23 protein-coding genes are annotated in these 24,827 nt (G+C 46.3%); 11 read left to right on the forward strand and 12 right to left on the reverse strand.

All coding sequences use genetic code 11. From position 1 onward, the window contains the following. A partial coding sequence (locus tag QUA83_RS17125) for an ISAs1 family transposase (RefSeq protein WP_445301786.1) occupies positions 1-557 on the reverse strand: 557 nt, incomplete at its 3' end. Between the two features lie 313 nt (positions 558-870). On the opposite strand from QUA83_RS17125, the gene QUA83_RS17130 reads away from it, so the two are divergent. From QUA83_RS17130 to QUA83_RS17145, 4 genes are all read left to right on the forward strand, one after another. Continuing rightward, positions 871-1,038 carry a hypothetical protein gene (locus tag QUA83_RS17130; protein ID WP_333294609.1) on the forward strand — a complete coding sequence of 56 codons (168 nt, stop codon included), beginning with the start codon at positions 871-873 and terminating at the stop codon, positions 1,036-1,038. 279 nt (positions 1,039-1,317) lie between these two features. Further along, positions 1,318-2,916 carry a metallophosphoesterase gene (locus QUA83_RS17135; protein WP_333294610.1) on the forward strand — a complete coding sequence of 533 codons (1,599 nt, stop codon included), beginning with the start codon at positions 1,318-1,320 and terminating at the stop codon, positions 2,914-2,916. Between the two features lie 103 nt (positions 2,917-3,019). Beyond that, on the forward strand, positions 3,020-3,796 hold the full coding sequence (locus tag QUA83_RS17140) for a DUF3891 family protein (protein ID WP_333294611.1): 777 nt from the start codon (positions 3,020-3,022) through the stop codon (positions 3,794-3,796). A 388-nt stretch (positions 3,797-4,184) separates the two neighbouring features. After that, on the forward strand, positions 4,185-5,168 hold the full coding sequence (locus tag QUA83_RS17145) for a YegS/Rv2252/BmrU family lipid kinase (protein WP_333294613.1): 984 nt from the start codon (positions 4,185-4,187) through the stop codon (positions 5,166-5,168). Positions 5,169-5,242: 74 nt separating this feature from the next. Here QUA83_RS17145 and QUA83_RS17150 read toward each other — a convergent pair whose 3' ends face one another. Further along, entirely contained in the window at positions 5,243-5,599 is a 357-nt protein-coding gene (locus QUA83_RS17150) for a hypothetical protein (protein WP_190740317.1), read from the reverse strand. Positions 5,600-5,975: 376 nt separating this feature from the next. Here QUA83_RS17150 and QUA83_RS17155 point away from each other — a divergent pair, with 376 nt between their 5' ends. Next, entirely contained in the window at positions 5,976-10,469 is a 4,494-nt protein-coding gene (locus QUA83_RS17155; RefSeq protein ID WP_333294614.1) for a WD40 domain-containing protein, read from the forward strand. Between the two features lie 19 nt (positions 10,470-10,488). Next, positions 10,489-10,707 (forward strand): hypothetical protein, encoded by a 219-nt coding sequence (locus QUA83_RS17160; RefSeq protein WP_333294616.1) that lies wholly within the window; start codon positions 10,489-10,491, stop codon positions 10,705-10,707. 28 nt (positions 10,708-10,735) lie between these two features. Here the strand turns inward: QUA83_RS17160 and QUA83_RS17165 are convergent, their stop codons facing one another. The 6 genes from QUA83_RS17165 to QUA83_RS17190 all read right to left on the reverse strand — a co-directional run bounded on the left by QUA83_RS17165 (position 10,736) and on the right by QUA83_RS17190 (position 18,752). Then, positions 10,736-11,068 carry a XisI protein gene (locus QUA83_RS17165; RefSeq protein WP_333294617.1) on the reverse strand — a complete coding sequence of 111 codons (333 nt, stop codon included), beginning with the start codon at positions 11,066-11,068 and terminating at the stop codon, positions 10,736-10,738. Next, the gene (locus QUA83_RS17170) at positions 11,056-11,472 is read right to left on the reverse strand and encodes a XisH family protein (RefSeq protein ID WP_242717021.1); all 417 of its coding nucleotides are present in this window, start codon (positions 11,470-11,472) and stop codon (positions 11,056-11,058) included. Before QUA83_RS17170 ends, QUA83_RS17165 begins: the two co-directional genes overlap by 13 nt. 169 nt (positions 11,473-11,641) lie before the next feature. Further along, a complete protein-coding gene (locus QUA83_RS17175; protein WP_333294619.1) occupies positions 11,642-13,369 on the reverse strand; it encodes an ABC transporter ATP-binding protein in 1,728 nt (575 codons plus the stop codon). A gap of 314 nt (positions 13,370-13,683) precedes the next feature. Beyond that, positions 13,684-14,166, reverse strand: coding sequence for an FxLYD domain-containing protein (locus QUA83_RS17180; protein ID WP_333294620.1), 483 nt, complete (start codon positions 14,164-14,166; stop codon positions 13,684-13,686). Positions 14,167-14,691: 525 nt separating this feature from the next. Further along, positions 14,692-16,401 carry an ABC transporter ATP-binding protein/permease gene (locus QUA83_RS17185; protein WP_333294622.1) on the reverse strand — a complete coding sequence of 570 codons (1,710 nt, stop codon included), beginning with the start codon at positions 16,399-16,401 and terminating at the stop codon, positions 14,692-14,694. Positions 16,402-17,024: 623 nt separating this feature from the next. Next, positions 17,025-18,752 carry an NAD(P)/FAD-dependent oxidoreductase gene (locus QUA83_RS17190; RefSeq protein WP_333294624.1) on the reverse strand — a complete coding sequence of 576 codons (1,728 nt, stop codon included), beginning with the start codon at positions 18,750-18,752 and terminating at the stop codon, positions 17,025-17,027. Positions 18,753-18,845: 93 nt separating this feature from the next. On the opposite strand from QUA83_RS17190, the gene QUA83_RS17195 reads away from it, so the two are divergent. Continuing rightward, on the forward strand, positions 18,846-19,760 hold the full coding sequence (locus tag QUA83_RS17195) for a PPC domain-containing protein (protein ID WP_333294625.1): 915 nt from the start codon (positions 18,846-18,848) through the stop codon (positions 19,758-19,760). 280 nt (positions 19,761-20,040) lie between these two features. Here the strand turns inward: QUA83_RS17195 and QUA83_RS17200 are convergent, their stop codons facing one another. Beyond that, positions 20,041-20,652 (reverse strand): hypothetical protein, encoded by a 612-nt coding sequence (locus QUA83_RS17200; protein ID WP_333294627.1) that lies wholly within the window; start codon positions 20,650-20,652, stop codon positions 20,041-20,043. 52 nt (positions 20,653-20,704) lie between these two features. Beyond that, on the reverse strand, positions 20,705-21,880 hold the full coding sequence (gene ribD, locus QUA83_RS17205; RefSeq protein WP_333294628.1) for a bifunctional diaminohydroxyphosphoribosylaminopyrimidine deaminase/5-amino-6-(5-phosphoribosylamino)uracil reductase RibD: 1,176 nt from the start codon (positions 21,878-21,880) through the stop codon (positions 20,705-20,707). A gap of 135 nt (positions 21,881-22,015) precedes the next feature. Between ribD and QUA83_RS17210 the strand changes: the two genes are divergently transcribed. From QUA83_RS17210 to QUA83_RS17220, 3 genes are all read left to right on the forward strand, one after another. Further along, a complete protein-coding gene (locus QUA83_RS17210; protein ID WP_333294629.1) occupies positions 22,016-22,183 on the forward strand; it encodes a hypothetical protein in 168 nt (55 codons plus the stop codon). 18 nt (positions 22,184-22,201) lie between these two features. Beyond that, on the forward strand, positions 22,202-23,062 hold the full coding sequence (locus QUA83_RS17215) for an FAD-binding domain-containing protein (RefSeq protein WP_333294631.1): 861 nt from the start codon (positions 22,202-22,204) through the stop codon (positions 23,060-23,062). 215 nt (positions 23,063-23,277) lie between these two features. Further along, positions 23,278-23,691: a hypothetical protein gene (locus tag QUA83_RS17220; protein WP_333294632.1), complete on the forward strand. Its 414-nt coding sequence runs from the start codon at positions 23,278-23,280 to the stop codon at positions 23,689-23,691. On the opposite strand, the gene QUA83_RS17225 is transcribed toward QUA83_RS17220, so the two are convergent. Then, on the reverse strand, positions 23,688-23,822 hold the full coding sequence (locus tag QUA83_RS17225) for a hypothetical protein (RefSeq protein ID WP_333294633.1): 135 nt from the start codon (positions 23,820-23,822) through the stop codon (positions 23,688-23,690). The genes QUA83_RS17220 and QUA83_RS17225 overlap by 4 nt on opposite strands. After that, the gene (locus QUA83_RS17230) at positions 23,792-24,331 is read right to left on the reverse strand and encodes a cyclic nucleotide-binding domain-containing protein (protein WP_333294635.1); all 540 of its coding nucleotides are present in this window, start codon (positions 24,329-24,331) and stop codon (positions 23,792-23,794) included. The genes QUA83_RS17225 and QUA83_RS17230 overlap by 31 nt, the downstream gene beginning before the upstream one ends. Positions 24,332-24,479: 148 nt before the next feature. Between QUA83_RS17230 and QUA83_RS17235 the strand changes: the two genes are divergently transcribed. Then, positions 24,480-24,758 (forward strand): hypothetical protein, encoded by a 279-nt coding sequence (locus QUA83_RS17235; RefSeq protein WP_333294636.1) that lies wholly within the window; start codon positions 24,480-24,482, stop codon positions 24,756-24,758. The last annotated feature ends 69 nt before the right edge of the window (positions 24,759-24,827 follow it).

A 24,827-nucleotide genomic window follows, 5' to 3' on the forward strand; every position in this document is an offset into this window, starting at 1 on the left:
ATCAACCGAACAATCTCGGTTTGTGTCCCCATCGCATCAATCGTAATAATGGCTCCGGTGATGTCAATTAATTCCAACAATGCCGGGAGCGCTGTGATTTCATTTGAATGGTCTTCAACTTTGACTTGTCCCAAAACTAACCGATGTTCACTCGCCCATGCCGTCACTAAATGTAAGTTTTTTACCCCTTTTTGTCGGTCATAAGACCCTCTCAGACTTTTGCCATCAATCGGGATCACTTCTTGAGCAACTGACCCGATTAATTGTTTCATCCACTGAGCTAATTTTTGCTCTAAAATTTTTGGCTCTAGCTTTTCAAAGACCCGACGGAATGTATCGTCACTTGGGATGCCATTGGGTAACTTTAAAAACTTTTGTAACCAGGTAAACTTACTGATTCCATAATTTTCCATGTCTTCCCACCCATCCGCTCCGGCTATCACAGCTAATAAGGCAATGACGAGAATATCTTTGAGTAAGTGGTGTTTGGTTCGCTCCACTCTTGGATCTGGTACGTCATCAAAATAATTTGAAAAGCCAGCTTGTAAATCTTCCATAGAGATGGGTTTTGGCTTGTTGAACTCTTGGGATTTTGCCGTTGGCTTGGAAGGAGCGAATCCTTTACTCATGCCCATAAACTTTTCCTTACCTTGATGACTTAGCTTTTGAGGCATTATAGAACCGTTAATGACGAGCGGGCTACCTGTGTATTTTGTTTGTTTTGTCAAGTACAATTTATACCAAATTAGATGAGCTTACCCTGCTCCAACTCTCAATCTAATCAAACCGCAAATTGCGAAAAATACTCTCTCGTATTTAGAGTTCGCTGTAGTTGCCTAGCATTGTTAGTGTTATCTTCCCACGTCCTTAATGGATGCCCTCGTCCTCGGCAACAACAAACAGCAGCGCCTCGTACAAAATCTTATTTTAGTTGAGAGACGGGGCGATCGCATCAAAACCAAAGAAACCGGATTTTTTGCCGTTGCTGTCGGTGGTAACTCACATCCTGCACCAGTTCCAATAACCGCCAGGGGTTGAAACCCCTGTCTCATAGCGAAAGTCCTCTTGCATAGGACTAAAAGCCTTTTCCTATCAGCTTTTCAGTCGGTTTTAACCGACTTTTGCTGTCAGACGGGGATTTCAACCCCCGGCGGTTATTGGAACTGGTGCAGGATGTCAGTTGTAACGCTGTATTCTCCTAAAAAACCAGGTTTCTGAGTACCCGCGCCTTGATTTTCAGCTTTTAGAGAGATGTAAAAACTCGCCCGATCGCTACACTATTAACTAGGAACTCAGCAATTTTGGAGAAGAGGTGAATTGAAATTCGTTTCCGACCCGCAAATAAAAGTTAAAATCCGCAAAATGAACGAGCGGGTGCGGTGGCAAGAACAGTCGATCGTCCATCGGGGAATCGACCAAACTCGGATGGTTTTAGAAACTCAAACCACCGACTCTCCAGAGTTTTCGTTTTTAGTCGTAGGCGACAGCGGCACGGGCAATCACCGCGGCTACAATCCCCAGCGGCAGATTGCCGAACAGATGCTCTCCGAGCGCGAAACTTGCCGTTTCGTCCTCCACACGGGCGATGTCGTTTATCTCGTCGGTTCCAGCGAATATTACTTGCAAAACTTTATTCGCCCCTACCGAGAATTTATAGTCGGCGGCGAGCATCCCTCTCGGATTGCCTACGATCGCATGGTGTTTAACTTTCCGTTTTTGCCCGTACCGGGAAACCACGACTATTACGACTTGCCGATAGTCTACGGCATTCTGTCGGCGACAGCTTTGCCGTTGCGCCGGCTGTTGGGTTCCAAGTTGGATCTCGATGTCGGCTGGCACGGTTCCGATCGCGGAAACACCTACGCCAAAGCCTTTCTCGACTACCTCAAAGCTCACAAAATGCCGGGAGAACTCGATCGCCACCTAGACGCCCACTACACCGCCAGCACCAGCACAGGCCGCTGCATCCGCTACCAACCCGGACGCTTTACCCGCTTACCCAACCGCTACTACACCTTCCGCAGCGGCGGCATCGACTTCTTCGCCCTCGACTCCAACACCTTCAACGAACCATTGCCGATCCCGAAAACCAAACAGGGCGACATTCGCCGCCAGAATTTGGAACTCGATCGCCAGAAGTTGGAACAAGAAAAATTGGCAATGCTCGAAATGTGCGATCGGCTCAACCCCGAAATTCCCGAGGAAGACGAACAGCTAGACGACTTGACCGCCAAATTAGAGCAAGTTGACGAAATCCTGATGGATATTGACAAACAACTGTCCCCCGAAAAAACAGCTACAGACTTTGAACAGCTCGAATGGCTGAAAAAAAGACTGATTGCGTCTTGGGCTGATTCCGAAGTGCGGGGGCGGGTAATTTACCTGCACCATCCCCCCTACGTGACGGAGGCGACAAAGTGGAATCAAGCTCAAACTTTGGCGGTTCGGTTGCGATTGCGCGAGGTACTCGACGCGGTTGCCGATGCAGTTGGGGAAGTGGCGCGGGGTCGTCCGCTAGTAGATTTGGTGCTGACTGGGCACGCTCACTGTTTGGAATACCTGCGGACTGGGGATACCGGACACGGCGACTCTGGGATTAATTGGCTTGTCTGCGGGGGAAGCGGCCACAGTCTCCGCCGCCAGCGCCCGGAAGGGCCGATGTTGGAGGAAGTATTGAGTCCTGAAGCTTATCGGTTGGCGCGGCAGTCTGGTTCCGAAACAGCCAGCCGGCGGGTAGCGGAGTCTTTGCTATTTGTCGGCCGCAGCGGTCAAGGTTCCCACAAGCGCCGTCCTTATTCGTGTTTGCGGATTGATGTTCTCGATGGGTGTCCCCCAAAGTTCCGCATCCGACCTTTGGTTGTCGAACGATTTGAGGGGAAATGGCAGGAGATCTCGATCGAACCTTTTGTGATTTAACTTTCGTTTTTCTGCAAGTCTCGATCCCCTCTAGCCTTAAAAAGGTGGACTTTGATCGGTTCCGGTTCCCCCTTTTTTAAGGCTAGAGGGGATCGAGAGCCGAATGCTTGCACAAAATACTTGTATCAATTTAATTCAGGAGAAAAATTCAATGATTGCTAACTTAACCGCCACCGGCTGGGAAATTATTTACCACCGCGCCCATGCTTTGCTCGCTGCCCAACTTGGCGGACAGTGGAAGCGATCGAAATCTCCGCTTCGCTTGTACGAAACCATCGCCGCGATTTCGCATCACGATGATTTGGAGAAAGAGTGGGAAGAAAATATTTTAACTGAAGCGGGCGCGCCCTTTGATTTTACCTTGCAGACGGAAACTTCTCTGCCGAAAATTAAAGTCATGACGCAGAATGCCCTATATCGCGGTAGGTGGGTAGCCATGCTGATTTCTATGCACATGAGCTATCTCAACGAAGGAAAGCGGGGAGAGTCGAAGGAACTCGACGAGTTTTTGGACGAACAACTGGAAAATCAAAAAAAATGGCAAAAAGAGTTGAATATTTCTGAGGAAGATGCTAAGGCAGCTTATGCTTTTTTCCAGTGGTGCGATCGGCTATCATTAATTCTTTGCAGCCGCGAGTTACCCGCCGGAGAACGAGCTTTAGAAATTAGTGTCGGCCCGGACGGTAAGCGCTACGATATTGTACAGCACAGCAACGAACTCGTGACTGTAACTCCTTGGCCTTTTGAAGAAGATAAGTTTACTGTGAACGTGGAAGCGTGCAATTTGAATCAAGTCAAGTTCGATAGCAACGAGGAAATCAAGGAAGCGTTGCACAAAGCTCCGCGCGAAGTCTTAGAGTGGACTTTTGTCAAGTCTTAATTAAACCTTTGAAAAATAGGTGAGGGTTGTTGTCGAAGTTTAGCGGGCATGGCATTTGTGTTAACTTAATCTTAAAACCATGTCTCATATTATGTCGGGTCGATTACCCCTAATACGGTAGGGGCGGGTTCACGAAAAATATCGGCCAATAATTGACAATCTCAAAAACCCGCCCTGTTAATCGCGGTCACTCGATCGGACATGATATCAATCAGCGTTATAGTTGAGTCTTGATCCCCCTTAACTCCCCTTAATAAAGGGGGGATAAAAACAGTCAAAATGGGTCTTGTTAAGGGGGATGCGATGGTGATCGAAACTTGAATACAAACAAAAAAAATCGAGGGTTTCAGTTCAGCCATTACCCATTACCTATTACCGATTACCAACTATGAAACGTTCAGCTTGCCTAATTTTCAATCCAGTCGCCGGCAACAGCGACCCAGACCAAGACTTAGCTAGAATTCAGGAACTTTTAGAGCCTTTTATTGACTTAGACATTCGGCTGACAACCCCCGAATTAGACGCCGATCAAATCGCCCGCGAAGCAGTTGCTAGAGGAGTTGAGGCAATTATTGCTTGCGGGGGCGACGGCACATTATCAGCAGTTGCTGGGGCGATTGTCGGCACAAATATTCCTTTAGGAATTATTTCGCGGGGAACGGCTAATGCTTTTGCTAATGCTTTAGATATTCCGAATACAATTGAAACCGCCTGCGCCACTATTTTTGGAGGGTTGACGCGGGTGGTGGATGCGGCGACTTGCAACGGTGAAATGCCGATGGTTTTGTTGGCGGGAGTGGGCTTTGAGGCAGAAACTGTCGAACTAGCCGATCGCGAAATGAAGAATCGCTGGGGAATGCTGGCTTACATTTTGTCTGGAATTAAACAGTTAAACAATTTAGAAAGATTTGAAGCCGAAATCGAAACCGAAGATAAATTTATCCACCTTACTGCTGTGGCGGTGACAGTAGCAAATGCAGCGCCGCCTACTTCGATTTTAGCTCAAGGCCCGGCAGGGATTGTTTTTGATGACGGCTTGCTGGACGTGACGTTGGTTGCGCCTGAGAATAAAGCTGGGGCGATCGCAGCTTCTTATCACCTATTGCAAACAGCTTTGACTGGTAATCCTACGGATCGCGACGACATCGGTTATTTGCGGGCAAAAAAAGTAACAATTAGTGCCGATCCGCCTCAAAAAGTGGTTGTAGACGGGGAAATCATCGGCATGACTCCGGTTTCTTTTGAGTGCGTTCCGGGAGGTTTAACTATTTTTGTACCGCGAGTTGAAGAACAGCCAGTGGTGGAAAAACTCACGGGTTTAGCAGACATCGAAGTTACATTGAAGTCTACAACAATCAATTTCGGCGGTTAGAAACCGCATCTACACAAACTCTCGTCCCAGCAGAGGGGGACTGGGAGGGAGACCGCAGGGGCGGTCTTTTGTTTTTAGGCTTCTAAAATTTGGCGAATGCGACGCTCCAAACGTTCGAGATCGAGTCCGCCTTCATCGCGGCTAATGCGGCGCACGGTGACGTTAACATTGCTCAAATCTGCCAGCAAATCTTGGAGGATTTCTTGTTGCTGCCGAGCTTGAGTTATTTCGCGCGGTTCCTGCACCAAATCGCGAACAATTGTATCTTCCGCGCGCGAAGCAACGATCGGGTCTGCTTCGCCGTCTACGTGCACGAAAGTGCGCCGTCCAGGCCCCCGTTCTTCTTCAATTGGTATTACTGCTGTTACTCGATCTGATCGTACATATTTGCCAAATCCCAGGTGGACTAAGACAGAAGATTGTATTTTCATAGATAGCAACTTTTATTTGTTAGTTATCTATATTTTAACTTTTAAAACTGGGAGATGACAACTAAATTATAGCTATAATTACTACAAGGTATGTCGGTTTTTTCGGTGTTTTATAGTTGTCATATCTCCTAAAAAATGCTAAGTTAATTAACTGGATATAACTTGCCAACGGTGGGTCAGAAACCGGGTTTTTTACGAAAAGACGCGCTCCTACCAGCAGATTCGGTAAAAACCCGGTTTCTTTGGTCGGAGCGCGTAAATCCTGTTAACATAAAATTAGAGCAGTTTGCGATCGCCCGCAGCGCATTTCAGGGACACAGCCTACCGATTCTAGATTTGAGCATTACTTTCACGGAAAAACAGGAAAGCCTAAATCATGCTAATTAGTCTCGACTTAGTTATCAGCCTCCTGACGGCAATTCCCTTGGGCACCATCAAAGACAAGTTTCAGCGAAACGAAACTGTCATCAAATTATTAAAAAGATTTAACCTCGACCCCGATGCTCCGCCCGCAGATTTTAGCGGAGTTTATGTTTATACTTTAGTAGAATACGGCGCTGGCAAACCCAAGCAGATTTTAGAACTGTTTCGCCAAAAAGAGATTGAATCAGCATTTCGCAAAGCCTTCGAGTCCGATAGCCCCGCCATTTTAATTAAAGCAGGCGATGAATATCTGAATGAGAGTGCTTTAGGCAAAGAAATTCGAGATTTAGGCATTGACCCCAGACGGGAATTCATGGCATTTGCGGCCGTGTTTATGGAAGTAGCAAAGCGGACGCGGACGCTGGGAGATGTGATGATGGGAAATGCGATCGCCTCTTTGCAAAAACGCCTATCAATGGTAATGGATCGCATCGAACGCCTCCCCACTATCGAAGGAATTCGCACCGAATTTGCACGACTGGAATCTGAAGATTATCCCGCACTTCCCGCCGCAGCATCAATTAATATTCAAAAGTCTCAAGCTTTTATTTTATCACAACAAGTTCGCGGGTGGTTTGAAACATTAAGTTATAAGTTTGAAACCTATCAAATCTCGGAAGATAACTATTTTGAATGGATTATCAATGTTCCTGTCAGACGCAATCGGTACGATCGCATTTTAGTGCGCGGAATAGCCGGAGAAGCGGGACTCAGGGATATCTCAGCCTTGCGCGAGTCGGTAGAAAAACAGCGCACCGATGAAGGATGGTTAGTCACCGCCCGCCGCATCAGTCGCGCCGCGCGGGATGAGGTAGAAAAAGATGAAAATCGTAATTTAGCTTGCTATACCTTCGATGAATTACTCGACCAAGATGCCGATTTTACCGCTTATCTGGATTGGCTAGAAACAGAAATTACTAGCAGAGAAATTGATACCAAATATGTGCCGCTAGCCTGTACGAAAGAAGAAATTGACCCCGATACTCACCGCAAGATAGGCGTGAGTCATTATGACGGGCGAGATGGCTGGATTGAAGGTTATATTGACCTGTGGTTGAATGACCCAGTAAAAGAACATATTTCAGTTTTAGGAGAATTTGGAACCGGGAAAACTTGGTTTGCGATGCACTATGCTTGGATGGCACTGCAACGCTACCGAGATGCTCAAAAGCGCGGCTTAGAACGTCCGCGTTTGCCGTTAGTAATTCCTTTGCGAGATTACGCCAAAGCAGTTAGTGTCGAGTCGCTATTTTCCGAGTTTTTCTTTCGGAAACACGAGATACCTCTGGCGGGTTATTCGGCTTTTGAACAACTCAATCGCATGGGTAAATTTCTGCTGATTTTCGATGGTTTTGATGAAATGGCCGCCAAGTGCGATCGGCAAGAAACCATCAACAACTTCTGGGAATTAGCAAAAGCCGTCGTTCCCGGCGCAAAAGTCATCCTCACTTGCCGTACCGAACACTTTCCTGAAGGCAAGGAAGGACGGGCATTGTTCAATGCAGAACTGCAAGCATCAACAACTATTTTAACAGGCGAAACTCCCCAATTTGAAGTCTTAGAATTAGAGAAATTTAACGACGAGCAAATTGGGCTAGCGCTGTCATTTCAAACAGAAGCGGCGACAGTAGAAAAAGTGATGGGAAACCCGCAGTTATTGGATTTAGCGCGTCGCCCGGTGATGACCGAGTTAATTTTGGAAGCCTTGCCCGATATTGAAGCTGGAAAACCAGTCGATATGTCACGGATTTATCTCTATGCGGTGCGGCGGAAGATAGAGAGAGATATCAAAGCAGAACGTACTTTTACTTCTGTAGCAGATAAGCTTTACTTTTTGTGCGAACTGTCTTGGGAAATGCTGTCTACCAACCAAATGAGTATCAATTATCGCGGTTTTCCCGATCGCATTCGCAGCTTGTTTGGTTCCGTCGTGCAAGAGGAAAAAGACTTAGACCACTGGCATTATGACATGATGGGTCAAACGATGCTAATCCGCAATGCAGATGGCGATTATACTCCGGCGCATCGTTCGTTATTAGAGTTTTTTGTCGCTTATAAATTTGCAGCAGAATTGGGAGTTTTGGCGGCCGATTTTACCGAATTAGTTGCGCCTGAACAGTCTTGTGTCAACCCTGATGCAGAACCGCGATCGTACACCTGGTCTAATTATTGTCGGCTTCAGGCCCAGAAGAGAAATAATGGTGAACTAATCGCACCTTTGAAGGGATTTGTTGCTGAAGATTTAGATCAACTTCTTCAGAGTTTCGGACAAGCGCCTCTGACGAAAGCAGTCATGGATTTGTTGTTGCCAATGGTAGGGGCGGTGTCCTCGTGCCGGCCCTGCCTCGATGTAGGGGCAGCTACGGAGAAATTATTGGAAATTCTGGAAGCAACGCGGGGAAAAACAGAAAGTGAGGTAGGTTATGTGGGAGGGAATGCGGCGACGCTGTTGGTGAAAATCGATCGCACTGCGTTAGAAACAAAAGACCTTTCTCGTGCGGTTATTTTAGGTGCTGATTTGACAAATGCGGCGCTGCGTCGCGTCAACTTTGCGGAAGCTAATTTGGCTAATTCTGCTTTTACTAAAATCTTCGGAAGGGTTCGGTCAGTAATATTTAGTCCTGATGGGAAACTGTTAGCTACAGGTGATAGTGATGGCGTAGTTCGCTTGTGGGAAGCTAGCACTGGCAGAGAAATATTGACTTGTAAAGGACATACAAACGTGGTGGAGTCTGTCGCCTTCAGTCCTGACGGCGAGATACTCGCTAGCGCGAGTTATGACAAAATAATCAAGTTATGGGATGTCCAGACTGGTGAATGTTTAAAAGTTTGGCAGGGACATACGGAATCAGTAATGTCTGTCACCTTCAATCCTGATGGAAATATACTTGCTAGTGGGAGTTTCGATCGCACGATAAGGTTATGGGATATCCGCACGGGTGAATGCCTCAAAATTTTGCTAGACCATACTAAAGTTGTATTTTCAGTTGCTTTCCATCCTGCTGGTGACATACTTGCCAGTGGAAGCGCCGACAAAACAGTGAGGTTGTGGAATATCGGTAGCGGTGAATGTCTCAAAACTTTGCAAGGTCATACTAAAAACGTGTTTTCAGTTGCTTTCCATCCTGCTGGTGAAATACTTGCTAGTGGCAGCGCCGACAAGACAGTGAGGCTGTGGAATATCGGTAGCGGTGAATGTCTCAAAACTTTGGAGGGACATTTCGATCAAGTACGGTCTATCGCCTTGAGTCCTTCGGGCGAAATACTCGCAAGTGGAAGTTTCGATCAAACAGCGAAACTGTGGGATATTCGCACTGGTGAATGCTTGAATACTTTGCAAGGACATTGTAATCAAGTAGGGTCAGTGGCTTTCCATCCTGCGGGTGAAATACTTGTTAGCGGTAGTTATGACCAAACGCTGAGGCTGTGGGCTATTAACAGCGGTGAATGCTTGAATACGTTGCAAGGGCATAGCACTCAAGTAAGGTCAGTAGCCTTTAGTCCAAACGGTGAAATTCTTGCCAGCGGCGATGACGAAAAAACAGTCAGGCTGTGGGATGTCAACACTGGTGAATGCCTGCAAATCTTGCAGGGACATCTCGATCGGGTACATTTAATTGCCTTCCATCCAAACGGTGAAATACTTGCTAGCGGAAGTTATGACCAAACGCTGAGGCTGTGGGATCTTAGCAGTGGTGAATGCCTCCATACTTTGCCAGAGTGTGGAAAGGAAGTACGCTCGATCGCCTTTAATCCTTCGGGTGAAATACTTGCCAGTGGTAGTTATGACCAAACGGTGAGGCTGTGGGATATCCGCAGTGGTGAGTGCCTCAAAACCTGGCAAGGGCATAACACTTCATTATACTCGGTTGCCTTCAGTCCTTTGGGCGAAATATTTGCCGGTACAGGTTATGACGGAACGGTGAGGCTGTGGGATATCCATACTGGTGGATGCCTCCAAATCTTGCAGGGGCATACCGGTTCGGCACGCGCGATCGCCTTTAGCCAGAACGGTGAATTAGTTGCTAGTGGAAGTGTGGATCAAACAGTAAGACTATGGGATATCAACAGCGGTGAATGCCTCAATATTTTTCACGGGCATACTGATTGGATAAGTTCAGTTGCCTTTAGTTATTCTGGTGAAATAGTTGCTAGTGGAAGTGTCGATCTAACGGTAAGACTATGGGATATTCGTACAGGTGAATGTCTCAAAATTTTACAAGGTCATACCAGTAGAATTAACTATGTTGCCTTCAATTCAGAGGATCAAATTATTGCTGCTTGTAGTCGGGATGGCACAATTATGATGTGGGAGATTGAGACGGGCGAGTGCCTCAAAATACTGAAAAGTGACAGACCTTATGAAAACATGAATATTACAGGAGTTACGGGTTTAACGGAAGTTGAAAAAGTCACGCTCAAAGCTTTAGGGGCTGTGGAAAATTAATCATCCCAAAGGAGGAAGTATGCAGTCAGCAATACGGATTACAACCAAAGTTCTTGCAGGAAATAAACTGGAAATTCAAGTGCCGCCTGGATCTGTGGGCGAAGAGGTTGAAGTTTTTGTGATTCTACCAGAAAAGCCTCAAGACGGGCGACGTAAAGTGTTGGAATTGCTTACAGAAATCCGCAGCCGTCATGTTTCCAGAACTGTTGAAGAAATTGACCTGGAACTTCAAGAATAAAGAAACTACTGGAGCAGTTAAACCGAATTTATTCTATGGCAAATTCACTTAATTTTCGCAGATTAGGAGGGTCAAAACCAAGTATAATATCTTGTTTAGGAACTCCCAATTCTACGAGTTCGTTCGCAATACCGACCTCGGTTCCATCTTGCTGAATCCAGATTTTATTGTCCATAATATCCAGGTGCAAAACCGGGCCATAAATTCGCCGCTGATTGCGCCAGCCGACATATACTAATTGATAATGATCGCGCTCGACATCAAAGATAGTTTGAGCCTGAATGCGCTCATCCCAAACAAGACTAGCGTGTTGGGAGAGCAGATTTTGGATGTGCTGCCTATAAAGGTCTACATTTGCCATTGTGCGATCGCCTCTTGCTCTATATCGTAAATCATCAAATGAATTTGATTTTGTTGAACTAAAGACTGAATAAACCCCATTGTGAAAAAACTATCGTAGACATTACTGGGTACTGCCAGGTATAAAATGCGGTCAGTTTCTTGTTGTTGTAAAGCTGCTCGATAACTAATGAATTGTCCTAAAGCTGTGTAAAATTGGGATATTTTGGATGGGCCAATAAAGCTTTTGATTTCAACGGCGATTTTCTGTCCGTCTTTTTCTGCCGCAACCACCTTTTCGGCACCCAAGTCGATGTAAAGTTCGAGAGTTCCTGCCTGTAAAGTGTATGGATCGTGAGTAATCTGCCATCCATCTTTCTGGAGAGCGATTTTAACGACTTCGTGAAAAGCATCTTTAGCAGGCATGGTTGTACTGACTCGTTGTGTTTAATATCTTGGGTAGTTGTTGTATTTTAAGTATATGCGCTATTCATCTAGAACATCACTGACCCACGAGTAGTCAGAAACCCGGTTTTTACGAGAATACTTCGTTGAGGCCAGCAGATTCGGCCAAAAACCCGGTTTCTAACGTAGCCTACTGACTAAACTGTTGAGCGTAGTAGCCAGCATAGCGATCGCCCTTTTCGAGCAACTCCTCGTGCGTCCCCGATTCCACAATTCTGCCTTTTTCCAAAACTAAAATGCGATCGGCTCTCCGCACAGTAGCCAAGCGGTGAGCGATAATAAACACAGTGCGATCGCGCATCAATCTTTCCAGCGCTTCTTGCACTAAACCTTCGGATTCCGAATCCAGCGCGGATGTCGCTTCATCCAAAATCAATATTCTGGGATCAAGCAAAACTGCACGGGCGATCGCAATTCTTTGTTTCTGTCCCCCAGATAAATTTACACCCCTTTCTCCTACCCAAGTGTGATAACCGTCGGGAAACTCACTAATAAATTGATGAGCGTTAGCAATCTCCGCAGCTTTTTGCACATCTTTCAGTTCATAATAAGATTGACCGAAAGCGATATTTTGAGCAATCGTACCCGAAAAAAGAATAGTTTCCTGCGGTACAATTCCGATTTGCCGCCGCAGAGTATTTAAAGTGACATCTTGAATATCAATACCGTCAATTAAAATCTGTCCCGCTTGCGGATCGTAAAATCTCGGTAACAAGTTTACTAAAGTAGTTTTACCCGCACCGGATGCACCAACAAGGGCTATCATTTCTCCGGGAAGCACCAACAAACTCATGTTTTGCAGAATGGGTGTCTCTGAGTTATAGGCAAAATTAATGTTGCGGTATTCGACTTTGCCTGTAACATGGGGAAGTTCAGTTGCCCCAAGCTTTTCGACTACTGTTGGTTGAATTGCTAATAGTTCAAAAATGCGATCGCTAGAAGCTTCTCCCTGCTTAAAATCTCCGTAATTAGCAGTTGTAATAGCGATCGGGTCAATTAAAAGTGCCACCCCTGCGATATAACTGATAAATTGAGTACCAGTGAGATTTCCTTGAGAAATTTGCCAACCTCCCAGGAAAAAGAGCAAAATCACGCTCATCGCTTCCAGAAAGCCAACTACAACAAACTGAAGTGCTTTTACTCTTTCTGACAAATACTTAGCGCGGCGGTTTTGTTCTGCTTCTTCTGCAAAGCGGGCAATTTCGTAGTCTTCAGCAACAAATGCTTTGATTAAACGAATGCCGCTGAATACTTCTGTCAGCAAAGCGGATAAATCAGAGATGCGATTTTGACTTTGCCGCGAGTAACTTAGCAGTCTCTCGCCAAACCAACCAATTAAAATAGCCATCAGCGGTGCAATAATTAATGCACCCAAGGTTAATTGCCAGTTGAGATAAATCATATATCCCAGGACGGCAATTAGCTGCAAAACACAAGGAATAAACTGATGAAAAAATTTATTTACGACTTCGCCAATGCGGTCAATATCTTCAGTGAGGCGGTAGGATAAGTCTCCGGTTTTGGCGGTTTCAAAGTAGCCGATATTGAGAGTTTGAAGATGGGAGTAGACTTTTTTGCGAATTTCTAAAGCAATAGTCAAAGCTGCTTTTGCCATCAGCGTATCTTGACCGTACTGGGCTGTACCGCGAATTAGAAAGATAATGGCGCTGAGTGCAGCAATTTGAGCGAACCCTTGTAAATCTCCTTTACCTATAAATTTGGCTGTTTCGCCAACTAGCCACGCTATAATTGGCCAAAATATGGTAAATACTACGGTACAAGCTAATGCTTTACCGATGGTTTGTTTTTGGGGACGGAGGTAGGGTAAGATTTGCCAGTATGTCGATCGAGTTTTCAAGATATTTTGCCCTCGCAAATTCTGTTTTTGGGAATCTCTGCAAGAATATTCAAACTTCGATCCCCCCTAACCCCCCTTAATAAGGGGGGGACAAGATTATTATTATTCAAAGTCCCCCTTCTTAAGGGGGATTTAGGGGATCTCTGCGTCACTCATTGCCTAAGTCATAGAGATATCGGAGCCAGAATATGATAACAGCGATCGGACAAATCTCAACAATCATTCTTCACCGAAAGCATTCGGGATACAAAGCCCCCGGATTCATCCGTGGGGTTAATTGTCCCATTCTTCAATCTAAAATCTAAAATCTAAAATCATTCTTGACCGTCGGCATGAGTCGCTAGTACCTGAGCCCCCGCCACAACTTCGCCGCGAAAGGCGGCTGACTGTCCGGGTGCAAGAGTAACTGGTTGAGCGAAGATAAATCCGTTGTCAATTAAATTGCCTGACTCGTCCAAAACTTCATAATTGACTTTAACATTCTTGATTGTTTTGCAGCCTTGATTAAGCACTTGACCGCTGAAAAACTTGCCGTCATAATTAGTCGCGGCAATTGACACTTTCCCAGCGATGTTGGAACCCGGAATGCAAGTTTGAGAAGTTCCCGAAGCTGGCTGTTTCTCGCACAACTTTCCCAAGTCTACTGTTTTGCCGTCGGGGGTTTTCATGTAGCAAAACGGTTCGTCAACTGATGAGTTTTGAGCCATTGTATTTGTAGAGTCTGCCAGCAAATGGCGAGCCGAGAGCGGCGAAATTAGCAAACTTGATAAAGCTACTGTTAAAGGTAAACAAATCATATTTTTTCTGCTTTTTATGAAATAAATTGTACAATATAATGCAGCTAAATTTTAGCAATATTCCGGACTGTTTTTATATGACCCAATGGCTTATTCTCGGCTGACTTCGCAGCCCCTGTGGATAATTAAATGTAAGTCAGCTCCACCCCTGACTTACATTTAATTCGACTTTTTTATGATCCTTGCCCCGCGTAAGCTTATAGTATCGTTCCACAAACTGTCCGGAGTATTGAAGTGTATAACAATGGCGATGCTAAAGAAAATTACGCAGAACTATAACTGCTTTCTCTACTACATCTTTTCAAACAGGGCGATCGCTATCAGTATACTGTGCGTTGGAGTCTGCATAAACTGCTGTCAAGTGATGTCAATGCTATGGCAACACGCGACGCTATTGAAAAACTCCTAAAAGGGAAGTGATAGACGGGTACGGTCAAAAGTTACTCTGTTCTACCTGATCGCACGCCTGGAATTTTGACGCGGGTACGGTAAAGACCATTACTTGCAGTTCGGCAATTGCATTTTTTAAGTAAACTCGGCGAGATCGGGGCTGTAATCTTTAGCCGATATCAGATGCCAATTGGTATTACCAACTAGCCTTAAGACCTGCTCGTGATACTGTACCAAAGTCGGACGGTGACCGACACTGATAAAGGCAGTTCCTGTTTTTTTGAGCAACTGATAGAGGCGTCTCTCGTTAGCCACATCCAATGCACTCGTTGATTCATCCAAAATAGCGTAGCGAGGTTTAGTCAGCAGTAGGCGTGCAAATGCTAACCGTTGTTGTTCTCCTAGTGACAAAACATCAGCCCATTCCAATTCCACATCAAATCCACCTACCCGTTCTGGCAAATGGGAAAGATTGACTTGTTCGAGTACTTCGTGCAGTTGTTCATCCGTAACTTGAGCGCTGGTGTTGGGATATAGCAATTGGCTGCGTAAGTCCCCTAGCAGCATATAAGGCCGTTGGGGCAAAAACAGCGTTTCCTCCGGTTTAGGACGGACAATGCAACCCGTACCCGCATTCCACAATCCTGCGATCGCTCGCATTAACGAACTCTTCCCAGCGCCAGAAGGTCCAACAATCAAGACGCTTTCACCGTGTCCCACCTTGAAAGATAAATCTCTAACTAAGATTCGCTCATAGTTAGGCGTCTCTAAGGTAACCCGTTGGAGGGCTAGATAGTGCTGTTCCACAACATCAATCGTTGCCATGCCGGCTCTAGGTGCTGCCATTTGCTCGGACAGAACCTGATCAAATGTTCCTAAACGATTAATCTGAGTGGTAAAGTTAGTTAGCATATCAAAATTCTGGGCAATAAAGCCCAGGGCACTTAAAATAGACACAAACGCTCCAGAAGCTTGCGTTACCTGCCCAAAATCTATCTGACCCGCAAAGAATCGAGGAGCTAAAAAAACTATAGGTAGATTTGTAAATATCATCCCGGTTCCTTGGGTAAAGAAACCAAGGTTACGCTGCAAGACAATCAGGTTATTAAAATTATTCAATACTTCATTAAATCGCTGTGATATTGCACTAAATTCACGCTCTTCACCTCGGTAAAATGCAATGGATTCACTATGGTCTCGAAGATGAACCAAACTATAGCGAAAATTTGCTTCTCGTTGTAATTGATTGAACTTTAATCTACTTAACCTCTTACCTATAAAGATAGTGAAAGCAGTTCTAAAAGCAGCCAGTATAAATACAACTAAAGTCAGGGTCTTGTCAATTGTAAAGAGAACGCCGAGAAAAGAAATTATTGTGACAACTTGGTTGAATAATAATCCCCAAATATCAATGTTTTGCTTAACAAACAAATTAACGTCTTCAGCTAAACGCTGATCGGGATTATCAACCTTATCATTGAACTTAATTTTGTAGAAACCTTGATTGCTAAAATATTTCTTCAGTAAGTGATTCGTTAGCCACTTTCGCCAGTAGAGTTGCAGTACATTTTGCGAATAGAAGAAGAAAACCATAATGGGCGTGAATATGGCAAACAGACCCAATAGCATCAGCCACATCTTATAGAAGTCTGAAACATTCTTTCCCGTGACTGCATTCATCAAGTCCCGCATAATATAGCTCTGGACTATGCCCACAGCATTGAAACCTAGCATTAATAACATTATGAGGGCGAACAACCCCCTAGCTCCCCATTTTTCTCTGGAAAAGAAGTAGGGGTTGGCGATCGACCAAAACTGCTTTACCGACTGCTTCAATTGATTCATCTTTTCTTCTGGGTAGGAAAAATTGTGCTTTGGTGGAAACTACCTGTAGCGGATGGGGCAATTCTCATCGTTCTTGTCCATCAGCGACACCTGGTATGGGTGATGCTCCCGTGGTACTTCCCTAATGATGCTCGGATCACTTCAGGATTTCTACCTTAAGGTAGATGACACATCTTAAACATCAGTAATTTTACTGATTTAACGGAACTTACTCGGCACACGGGGTAAGTTCCGTCTGAAACCATTGCGAGGTGAGACTTGCCCGGAGCCTCCAAGTCTTTTACATAACTACAATCTCTTACAACCCTTATGTGGCTGGGTTTTTGCTTAAATTCATCAGAGAACAATACTCTCGCGCTAAATATTGAGAAAATCTTAAATACATGACTACGGTTTGTCGGCAGTCAAGTCGCTAAAACCGAGACGGGACAAAGAATACAGTCCCCAGAACTACCCCCGCAGGGGGTAAGTTCCGATTTAAAATCAGTAAAATGGCTTTAAGCTGTTGGGCATCTAAATTGTATTTTTGGGCGGGCTAGAAGCCCAACCCCTACTCCCCACAAGAATTAGATGCACGGGCTAGGAGCAACGGCCCACAAGAATTAGATGCCCACCTTACGAGATTATCTAATACTCGGCTTTCTATTCCTAAGATTCCGCGCTCCGGGAATTTTCCGGCTGGGACGGCGATTGTTCAAACTGCTCGCAGTTCGAGCATTCAAAGCATCAGCAGAAGGTATCAAACCCAAGTCTTGCAAAATTTCAACAGCCGCCCTTTGTCCAGTTTCGCAACCGCCTTCCATGTAACCTTGAGCTTCCAGCGAAGTGTGTTCACCGGCAAAATATAAATTGCCAACTCGTTCGCCTTCAACGCCGTACATTTGCGTCCACTGTCCGACTAAATAGCAGGAATAAGAACCTTTAGAAAAGCGTTCTCCCGGCCAATAAGCTCGCACAGCTTTGCCCGATCGCAAATTTCTCACTCCGGGAAAAACTCTTTCAAATTGGTTCAAAAATCTTTGTGCTTGGTCTTCTGGAGTTCCGGCACCGATCGACAAACCCTGCTTTCCTCCTGTAAAATTAGTAACTAAACCGTTAGGAGTAGGGGCGAAAGGCGTAGCTTCCCAGGTACTCTGGAATCCTAAATCGCTATAAACAGAAGCAGTCGATCGATAAGGTTCCCGCCAAATGCGGCTGCGGTAGCCAGTAATTAACTTAGAATTAGTACCGTAACCCAATTGCTCGATCGCCCTGCGCTTCGGTTGGGGCAAAGGTACGTTAATTTTAACGTCTCGCAGAGTGCTAAACGGCAAAGTTAACAAAACTCGCTCGTAAGTGCGCTCGAACGCGCTTAGTCCCGATCGCAAATTTACCCGATAGCGGCCATCCGGCAAAAGAGTAATCGCTTCCAAAACCGTCCCCGCCTCGATCGAACCAGACAATTGACCCGCCAAACGGTTGATAATTTGACTGTTGCCGCCGTCAATTTGATAGCGCTCATCGCTGTCGCCATACAGTTCAAAACTTCCCGCTTCAGAACCGATTAAAAACAGCAAATTCAACGCCGACTGTTCCTCGGCATCTCTACCGTAGAATACCGTATAAGCAACCCGCAACAATTGTCGCAGTACCGTGCTAGTATCAGCTTGGTCTAGATATTCAGCGATCGAAAGATTGTCCAATCTTTCTGCTGCTTCCGTAAAATCGAGATAGCTAATGTTATCTCCGATAGCGCCCAAATCTTCATTAATTTTACTAGCTAGCGGCGCAAATTCCGCGATGATTTGCTCAAGAGAAAAGCGGCGCCCTTGAAAGAAAAAAGTATCCTTCACCAGTCCACTCTGCACTTGGGCTAAGTCGATCGCCTGCAAACCCAATTCCGTCGCCAGCGAGATTAAATTAGTGTGGCCGGTGTCAATAAATTCTCCCCCCAAATCCGCCGGAATTAGCGTTCCAGCCACCTTGGGAATAGTGCGTATCCGCCCCCCCACGCGGTTCGTTGCCTCGATTATATCGGCACGCACACCCGCTTGGCGCAAGCGATAAGCCGCCGTCAAACCCGCAATTCCCGCACCCACAACCAAAATCGGCGATCGTCCGCCCTGTTGAGCAAAAGCTCCCCCTCCATCCCTGGTAAAAGTCGCAGCAGCGGCAGCCCCCGCAGCAGCTAAACCCCCGTGCAGCAAGTGGCGCCGAGATATGGGAGAATTGGGAGTGCGATTCCCTACGGGATAGCTTGGCTTCACGCTCAGCATCCCCAGCAGTTCATCAGCCGGAATGCCCGTTTCCCTTGATTTCTGGGCAATACTCGCAGCGCGGCGCAGCATTGCCATCAGTGCAGATTTAGCCATAATTAAGACCTCCTCACAAAACAAAACTTTGATGTAAACTGGATTCTCGATCGTGCACTTTCCAGAATAAAGTCCAGAGAGATTTTTTTAATAATGCTAACCCTCAGAACACTGTTCGACAGCAAATTTTATCTCGAAAACAACCCAGATGTCGCCGTAGCAGTTGCCAGGGGCACGGTATCGAGTCCCTTCGATCACTACCGAAAAATTGGCAAATTTGAAAATCGCGACCCGAATGCCCTGTTCGACGCCAGCTATTATTTAGACACCAATACAGATGTAGCGGTATCAGCCAAACTCAATGGCTTTTCAGGGGCCGATCACTTTATCAGATTCGGTCAATTTGAACTACGCAACCCCAACCCATTCTTCGATGTTAATTTTTATCTAACAAGCAACCCAGACGTGCTGACAGCAGTCCAAACCAATCAATTTACCCCATTTGAACACTACTTCAAAGCCGGTCAATTAGAAAACCGCAAAGCCAGCATTTTCTTCGATCCCAGCTTTTATCTAGAAAAATATCCGCTGGTAGCAGCAGCAGTCAATAGCGGCGCAGTTAAAAGTGCGATCGACCATTACATTCAATTCGGTCAACAAGAAGGACTGTTGAGCACTCTCCCCGATCCCGCCGACAATTTGATCGCAGCAAAAAGCCTGGGCATTCTCACAGAAATTCAAACGGCGAGCGATTTTGTGGGAGATGCTGAACCAGCCGACATTTACAGTTTTATCCTCAATACTCCCAGCCTTTTCAGTGTAACTGTTGACGGTTTGAGTGCAGATGTTGATGTTGAATTAATTCAGGATCTGAACGGCAACGGCGCCGTGGGATTAGACGATATTATTGCTGCCTCTAACAACTTAGGGACGGTTTCAGAAACAATTGTCAGTAATGGGGCTTTGCCTGCGGGGACTTATTTCGTCCGCGTTTCTCAATTTCAAGGCGATACAAATTATGACTTGAGATTGCTAGCCGCTCCCTCAGAAATACCGCCCCAAATTTAAAATCAAAATAACGTATAGCCTTTCTCAGAAAGATGAGGTACTCATGGGCATAGGGCATAGGGCATAGGGCATAGGGCATAGGGCATACCTCACTTTTTTGAGAACCGCTATATATAGCAAGCCTAAATCAGTCAAACAAACCCAGACTTTTCCTCAGTTATTCTCTCTTCCTTCGCGGTCTTTGCGCCTTCGCGGTTCGTAAAAAACATCAGGTTCACAAATGATTTAGACTTGCTATAAAACAGGCTGCAAAAAGGGCGATCGACAATTTGCCGAGGTTTCACTTATTAGTTGCTGGCCCGCTGGGAGAAGGCAAAGATTGAACAGGTGCCGGAGGCCAATTAGAGCGACTTCTGCTGAGAGTAGTAGACACCAAAGCATAGCCCAAAATAGCAGGAAGCACGATCGCACTCATAAACACGATCGTCGCAGCCCAAGTCATCGCATTCGAGATCGGGCCGTAATGAGTGCGGTAAGGGTCAAACATTGGTAAATTAGGCATCGGGGCATCCCGCAGCGCGATCGGACGTTTGAACCGCACCCGCCTGTCATCTAGCTTTTCGAGCAAAATCCAGCCAACTTCCGCCTCTTCCTGGCATAGCTTGTGAAAAATCGCAGGATTGCGGAACAAATCGTTGCTAGCCCGCACAATCTTGTACTCCCAAACCGTCAAATCAACCGAATTTGAATCAGATTTGGGATTACCCTTGGAGCGCGAATTTTCAGGCGTATTAAAATTATCTTCTTGAGATTCGTACCGAGTCAAAACTTCCTCCTCCTCATCGCATTTTTGCCCCGCATCCCATTGCTCGTGGCTCACCAAAAGACCCACAAGCGCAGCCTCCAAGCCGAGACTGCCAATCATCAAACTCCAAATCAGAATTTCAACCATAAAAGGAGTTAAAAGTTAAAAATCAAAAACTCAAAAGACTCGCTTTTAACTTTCAATCTTTAATTTTTAAATAGCCTTCTACCACACAATCTGCACCCACTGTGCGCCAAGAAACCCGCTCTAAAGTTAAAGCCTCAGTCATCGCGGAAAACCCCAAATCTCCTACAGGAGTTGGAGCTCCTTTGCCACCGACAATTTTAGGAGCAATAAAAGCCATAATTTTTTGAACTGCACCCTCAGTAATTGCCTGAGCCGCCAAAGTGCCACCGCACTCCCAGAGTACAGAAAGAAAAGATCGATCGTACAAATAAGCCATAACATTAGTCGGTGTCAGCGGCGAGAGCTCCACAACTTCCACCCCTTTGGCGATCAAAAATTCCTGAAATTCCGGGTTAACCCCAGGCTCAGTCAGCACCAAAGTAGCCGCCACAGAGGTTTCCCACAACCAAGCCGACTTCGGCAAATCCAAAGTGCGACTCATCACCACCCGCAGCGGATTATTCCTATCAGGCTGGTGACTCGTCAGTAGGGGATTGTCCAGACGCACCGTATTTCCCCCAACAATCACAGCATCGCAGCCGACGCGCACCCGATGTACCTCGCTGCGAGCCTCCTCGCCTGTCACCCAAGCGCTGTGGCCGCTACTGGTAGCAATTTTACCGTCCAAAGTCATTGCATATTTCAAAATTCCAAAAGGCCGGCGGTACAAAATCCGGTGCACAAAAGCCTCGTTGAGTTTCTGGCAAGCTTCCCCTTCCACTCCCGCCACCACTTCAATGCCAGCCTCTCGCAACCGGGCTAGCCCAGTTCCAGCTACCAAGGGATTCGGATCGACCATGCCAGCCACTACTTTTGCTACCTTGGCCTTAACTAAAGCTTCGGAACAAGGGGGAGTCCTGCCGTAGTGGTTGCAGGGTTCCAGGTTCACGTATACAGTCGCTCCTTCGGCGAGTTCCCCCGCTTCCCGGAGCGCAAAAACTTCGGCGTGAGGTTGACCGGCACCGGGATGAAACCCTTCGCCGACAATCTTGCCGTCTCGGACAATTACAGAACCGACAAGGGGGTTGGGTGCGGTTTTGCCCAAAGCGCGGCGAGCCAATTCTATGCAGTGGCGCATCATGGCTCGATCGAACTCTTGAACTTCGCTGTTTTCCAGTTGTTTTGTACCTTGCTGCTGTCCGTTAGCTAAGCTGGCGATCGCTTTAGCGTGCGCCGGAAAAGTTTCCATGAGATTTTGGTATGATATCTATCCCTGAGTGTACTGACTTTGATGCTTATTTTGGCTGCGAACCGACGATCAATTGTTGCTGGGGCAAACTGTACGTTACCACTGAGATATTGCACCATGCTCAATTAGCCTTTTATGAACAGGCAAGATGCCTGTTCCACAAAAGATAAATTTTCTTGTGGAACAGGCATCTTGCCTGTGGCTGACAATGGTGCAAGATGTGAGTTACCAGGAGCGAAGGGCAATTTAGGGCGATCGACCCCGCAGGCCCGATCGAATAGCTTTAACATTAAGAAACAATAGCAGGTGCTTGAGAAAACAATGAGTCAGGACATGGAGCGGGAATTTGCCAGCCGCGACGAATTAATTGCCTACGTGCGCGAACAGTTCCCCGAAGCCGCCCGGCGGGACAGCAGCGTACCCCCAACCCCAGGCGGGCGGAAAGCAGCCGAGACAGCCCTGCAACAAATTGACCCCGGCAAGTACGCCTCAACCCGCAATTTCCTCAACGGTGCGGTAACGCGCTTGTCGCCCTATTTGCGCTACGGCGTTTTAAGTCTTGCCGAAGTCCGGGATGCCGTGCTGGAGAAGGTGCGGCATCCCGAAGATGCTGTGAAACTTGTCAATGAGTTGGGTTGGCGGGATTATTGGCAGCGACTGTACGCCGAATTCGGCAACGGGATTTGGCAAGACCGGGAACCCTACAAAACTGGTTACACTGCTAAAGATTACAGCGAAACTCTGCCGGAGGATGTCGTGGAGGGCACCACTGGTTTGGTTTGCATCGACAGTTTTAGCCGCGAGTTGCGAGAAACTGGTTATTTGCACAATCACCAGCGGATGTGGACTGCAGCTTATCTCGTACACTGGCGCCGCGTGCGCTGGCAAGCCGGAGCTCGCTGGTTTTTGCAACACTTGCTAGATGGAGATCCGGCGAGCAATAATCTTTCTTGGCAGTGGGTAGCAAGCACTTTTAGTCACAAACCTTATTTTTTTAATCGGGAAAATTTGGAGCGTTACACTAAGGCGGTTTATTGTCGCGATTGTCCTCTGTATGGGCAATGCGATTTTGAGGGAACTTACGAATATTTGGAAGGGAAGTTGTTTCCTAATGGAGAAAAGGTCGATCGCAGCGGCGGTTCTAAAAGTTGGAACCGCCCTCAAAAAGATCGCAGAAATTAAAAAGTTATTGGGCATGGGGAATGGGGAATGGGGCATTGGTTATTAGTTATTAGTTATTAGTTATTGGTTATTGGTTATTGGTTCGCAACTAGCAATTCCCAATTCCTCATACTTCGGCTACGCGATCGTACAAGTTCCCAATGCCCAATGCCCAATGCCCCAATGCCCAATGCCCGATGCCCCATTCCCAATGCCCCATTCCCAATTACTAATTTATGAACAATCCGATTATTTGGCTGCACGGCGACTGTTTGAGTCCTGAAGGCCCCGCTTTTCAAGCGCACCCAGAGGCACCTGCAATCTGGGTTTGGGATGATGCGCTGATTGATGAATGGCAGTTGAGTCTCAAACGAATGGTTTTTATTTACGAATGTTTGCTCGATTTGCCGGTAGTTATTCGGCGGGGTGATGTGGCTGCAGAAGTTATCGCTTTTGCGCTCGAATCCGGCGCTAATCAAGTGGTGACTGCGGAAAGTCCCAGTCCTCGCTTTCAGGATATTTGCCGGGAAATTAAGCGATCGCACCCAGTAGAAGTTTTGCCACCGGAAGCCTTTGTCCGCTACGATGGTTACATTGATTTGAAGCGTTTTTCCCGCTATTGGCGCGTCGCTGAAAAATATGTTTTCTAATTGTAATTGGAAATTGGAAATTGAAAAGAGGTGTTCTTTTCTCTTCTTCCCTCTTCCCTCTTCCTTCTTCCTTCTTCCCTCTTCCTTCTTCCTTCTTCCTTCAACTCCCCTTCAAACGCTCCAACAGCCATTGAAATCTGGATTCAGCCAAATCTGGATTTTCGACATTTTCCGAGATAGCGCCCTCGTCGTCGGGTTCTTGATAGATTAAACCATCACTATCATCGCCGAAGCGTTTGACTGTACCCCGCAGTCTCGACGACAGAAATTTGGTAATCGCCCGATAAAACCGCAGGGAAAAAAGCACGTCTTGCTCAAGTTTTTCAGTTAGCAGCCGCCGGGGAATTGACAGGATGAGACACTCTTCAATTGCCGTGACGCTAGCAGAAGGAAGCCTCCCGTCTACAAAAGACATTTCGCCTAACACTTCGCCGGAAATAATTTTTCCAATTTCTTTGTCGCCCAAAGATGATACAGCAACGCTCAAAGTTCCCTCCAGAACTATGTACAGGGCGTCTAAGGGCTTACCTTCAGTGATCAGGGTTGTGCCGGGGAGGACTTGGGTGCGGGTGCCGTTGGCGAGCATCCAATCGATGTCGCGATCGCTCAATTCGCCTAATATGACTAGAACTTTGCTCATAAAGTCAGGTTGAGATGAGATAATTTGTATTTTTTTACTTGTTTAGTTGCGTGCTGTTGTGAGATGGTCAGACCCTGAGCGAAAGCGAAGGCTAAACTTTACAAATAGAACACTAAATTTTACACAATTTTCATAAAATTCAGTAATTTTGACACGATCGACCCACAAATATTTCTCGGATCGGTGGTATTATTCTACATTAATTGTCATGGACTGTGCAGCAGCCGATCGCGTTGTATTAACTGCACTTGCTGTGGACGGCGGGGCTGCCAAAACTGTTTTGAAAGCTTGTTGTCTCTTGGTTTCGAGCTGGTGCGCCCTCAAAAACCGGATTTTTCCGGCGTGGCTGCGAGTGCAGCGCCCCCAAGTACAGTATTGTAGAATGCAAGCGAAACGCGCGATCGACCCCTCAATTAAAGAGGATTAAGGGTGAAATCATCCCTAGGATTGATTTTTAGCCGATCGATCTGTAAATTAAAATTAGCCTCTAAACCCA

The organism is Microcoleus sp. K1-B1 (genome assembly GCF_036704705.1).
Taxonomy (GTDB): domain Bacteria; phylum Cyanobacteriota; class Cyanobacteriia; order Cyanobacteriales; family Microcoleaceae; genus Microcoleus.

Excerpts from the sequence above, each read along its gene's own strand:
- QUA83_RS17130 (WP_333294609.1), top strand. The coding sequence starts at position 871 with ATGGATGCCCTCGTCCTCGGCAACAACAAACAGCAGCGCCTCGTACAA.
- QUA83_RS17140 (WP_333294611.1), top strand. The coding sequence starts at position 3,020 with ATGCTTGCACAAAATACTTGTATCAATTTAATTCAGGAGAAAAATTCA.
- QUA83_RS17145 (WP_333294613.1), top strand. The coding sequence starts at position 4,185 with ATGAAACGTTCAGCTTGCCTAATTTTCAATCCAGTCGCCGGCAACAGC.
- QUA83_RS17150 (WP_190740317.1), bottom strand. The coding sequence starts at position 5,599 with ATGAAAATACAATCTTCTGTCTTAGTCCACCTGGGATTTGGCAAATAT.
- QUA83_RS17155 (WP_333294614.1), top strand. The coding sequence starts at position 5,976 with ATGCTAATTAGTCTCGACTTAGTTATCAGCCTCCTGACGGCAATTCCC.
- QUA83_RS17160 (WP_333294616.1), top strand. The coding sequence starts at position 10,489 with ATGCAGTCAGCAATACGGATTACAACCAAAGTTCTTGCAGGAAATAAA.
- QUA83_RS17165 (WP_333294617.1), bottom strand. The coding sequence starts at position 11,068 with ATGGCAAATGTAGACCTTTATAGGCAGCACATCCAAAATCTGCTCTCC.
- QUA83_RS17170 (WP_242717021.1), bottom strand. The coding sequence starts at position 11,472 with ATGCCTGCTAAAGATGCTTTTCACGAAGTCGTTAAAATCGCTCTCCAG.
- QUA83_RS17180 (WP_333294620.1), bottom strand. The coding sequence starts at position 14,166 with ATGATTTGTTTACCTTTAACAGTAGCTTTATCAAGTTTGCTAATTTCG.
- QUA83_RS17185 (WP_333294622.1), bottom strand. The coding sequence starts at position 16,401 with ATGAATCAATTGAAGCAGTCGGTAAAGCAGTTTTGGTCGATCGCCAAC.
- QUA83_RS17190 (WP_333294624.1), bottom strand. The coding sequence starts at position 18,752 with ATGGCTAAATCTGCACTGATGGCAATGCTGCGCCGCGCTGCGAGTATT.
- QUA83_RS17195 (WP_333294625.1), top strand. The coding sequence starts at position 18,846 with ATGCTAACCCTCAGAACACTGTTCGACAGCAAATTTTATCTCGAAAAC.
- QUA83_RS17200 (WP_333294627.1), bottom strand. The coding sequence starts at position 20,652 with ATGGTTGAAATTCTGATTTGGAGTTTGATGATTGGCAGTCTCGGCTTG.
- ribD (WP_333294628.1), bottom strand. The coding sequence starts at position 21,880 with ATGGAAACTTTTCCGGCGCACGCTAAAGCGATCGCCAGCTTAGCTAAC.
- QUA83_RS17210 (WP_333294629.1), top strand. The coding sequence starts at position 22,016 with ATGAACAGGCAAGATGCCTGTTCCACAAAAGATAAATTTTCTTGTGGA.
- QUA83_RS17215 (WP_333294631.1), top strand. The coding sequence starts at position 22,202 with ATGAGTCAGGACATGGAGCGGGAATTTGCCAGCCGCGACGAATTAATT.
- QUA83_RS17220 (WP_333294632.1), top strand. The coding sequence starts at position 23,278 with ATGAACAATCCGATTATTTGGCTGCACGGCGACTGTTTGAGTCCTGAA.
- QUA83_RS17225 (WP_333294633.1), bottom strand. The coding sequence starts at position 23,822 with ATGGCTGTTGGAGCGTTTGAAGGGGAGTTGAAGGAAGAAGGAAGAAGG.
- QUA83_RS17230 (WP_333294635.1), bottom strand. The coding sequence starts at position 24,331 with ATGAGCAAAGTTCTAGTCATATTAGGCGAATTGAGCGATCGCGACATC.